This is a genomic window from Dactylosporangium maewongense, assembly GCF_039531485.1.
GTDB classification, from domain to species: domain Bacteria; phylum Actinomycetota; class Actinomycetes; order Mycobacteriales; family Micromonosporaceae; genus Dactylosporangium; species Dactylosporangium maewongense.
This window is the reverse complement of sequence record NZ_BAAAQD010000090.1, coordinates 1-1317: the sequence shown is the minus strand read 5'-3', so window position 1 is coordinate 1317 and position 1317 is coordinate 1. Positions and strand designations below refer to the sequence as shown.

Sequence of the window (1317 nt, the reverse complement as noted above, 5' to 3'; positions counted from 1 at the left end):
TGAGCCACCCCCGCTTTCATGGAGCTTCTTGATCATGGTCTGATGGCCATGGGAAGGAAGATTCGTGCCAGCACCGAAGAAGTACTCACCTGATCTGCGGCAGCGTGCCGTGCGGTTGTATCGGGAGTCGGACCCGAAGCCGGTGATCCGCCGGTTGGCCGAGCAGCTCAACGTGCATCCGGAGGCGTTGCGGAACTGGATCCGGCAGGCTGAGGCCGACGCCGGGGAGCGCACCGACCGGCCGTCCAGTGATCTCCTGGAGGAGAACCGCAGGCTGGCGCGGGAGAACGCTGAGCTGCGGCGGGCGAACGAGATCCTGAAGGCGGCGAGCGCGTATTTCGCTGCGGAGCTCGACCCGACCCGGCGACGGTCATGACGTTCATCGACGAACACACTGGCCGCTTCGCTGTCGCGCTCCTGTTACGGGTCCTGCAGATCTCCGCCTCCACCTACTACGCCTGGCGCAGCCGGTTCACCGAGCCGTGCGACCGGGACCTGGTCGACCGTGGGTTGCTGTCCAACATTCACGACATCTGGACCGCGTCCGGGTGCACGTACGGCGCGGACCGGGTCCACCGGCAGCTGCACCGCGACGGCATCCACGTAGGCCGGAAACGTGTCGAACGGCTGATGGCCGCCCAGGGCTGGCAGGGCGCATACCTGCGCCGCGGCTGGCGCGGCGGGTCGACCGTCCAGGACCCGAAGGCGACACCGGCACCGGACCTGGTGAACCGGAACTTCACCGCCGCCGCACCGAACCGGCTGTGGGTCGCTGACGCCACCCGCATCGCGTGTGGCGAGGGCGTGTTCTGGCTCGCCGCGGTCCGCGACGCGTACTCCAACCGGATCGTCGGGTGGAAGGCCGGCGACCGCTGCGACACCGACCTGATCCTCGGCGCCCTCGAGTACGGCATCTGGTCCCGCGACGTCCGCGACCAGACATTGATCCATCACTCGGACAGGGGCTCGAACTACACGTCGTTCCGGTTCACGCAACGCCTGTCCGACAACGGGATCCTGCCCTCCATGGGCTCGGTCGGCGACAGCTACGACAACGCGTTGATGGAGAACTTCTGGTCCACCCTGAAGATCGAACTCGTCTACCGCACCAACTGGCGCACCCGCGACGAAGCCGAGAACGCGATCTTCGAATACATCGACGGCTGGTACAACACCCGCCGCATCCAACGCGACCTCGGCTACCGCAGCCCCGACGAATACGAGACCGCCTGGCAGACCCACACCGGGCCAGACAACCTCACCCCTGCCCCGACCGGAGGCAGGTAACCACCGCTCCATCAAAGCGGGGGAAGCTCA

At 66.7% G+C, this 1317-nt stretch carries 2 protein-coding genes; both read left to right on the top strand.

Annotated elements, in window-relative coordinates; translation table 11 throughout:
- Positions 1–64: 64 nt before the first annotated feature.
- Positions 65–376, top strand: a complete 312-nt coding sequence (locus ABD332_RS59825) for a transposase (RefSeq protein WP_344494506.1) — start codon at positions 65–67, stop codon at positions 374–376.
- Positions 373–1287, top strand: coding sequence for an IS3 family transposase (locus tag ABD332_RS59820; protein ID WP_344516079.1), 915 nt, complete (start codon positions 373–375; stop codon positions 1285–1287). Before ABD332_RS59825 ends, ABD332_RS59820 begins: the two co-directional genes overlap by 4 nt.
- Positions 1288–1317: the final 30 nt, after the last annotated feature.